The following is a 518-nucleotide window of genomic DNA, read 5'->3' as shown; positions in this document are numbered from 1 at the left end:
TAGGGGAACCTGCGGCTGGATCACCTCCTTAATTAGAGCACTAAAGATTTAAAGTGCCCACACAGTTTGTTTTCAGAAGAATGAAGAGTCCTTAATGCCTGAAAAGGCTTGGTAAAATGCTCAGAAAGCGAGAGCGAAGAGCGAGCGAAAGCTAACGCAAGTCGAAGCATTTTTACAAGAGATTTTTCTTTAATCAAGACGCAGGCGCAAAAGAGAGAGGGAGCATACATCAGTATGTGACCGAACGAGAGCGCGCATGCAACGCAGGGTAAAGAAAAAGATCGCAGTAAAAAAGGGGTCGTAGCTCAGCTGGGAGAGCACCTGCCTTGCACGCAGGGGGTCAGGAGTTCGATCCTCCTCGGCTCCACCAATTTAAGGGTAATTCATGGGTTTGTTCAGATTAAAGTGCTTTGTATGAGAGTATTTTAATCTGGAATAACCAGGCGTTCATTAAAAATATGGGTAAATAAAGAGGTAACACAAGCGTCTTGTATTGTGAAAAACATATAATCTGAGGT

1 tRNA gene is annotated in these 518 nt (G+C 43.8%); it reads left to right on the top strand.

The features are described 5' to 3' along the window. Positions 1-294: 294 nt before the first annotated feature. A tRNA-Ala gene (locus Lste_RS03080) sits at positions 295-370 on the top strand. Positions 371-518 lie beyond the last annotated feature (148 nt).

The organism is Legionella steelei (assembly GCF_001468005.1).
Lineage (GTDB): Bacteria > Pseudomonadota > Gammaproteobacteria > Legionellales > Legionellaceae > Legionella > Legionella steelei.
This window is presented reverse-complemented; position numbering and strand designations above follow the sequence as displayed.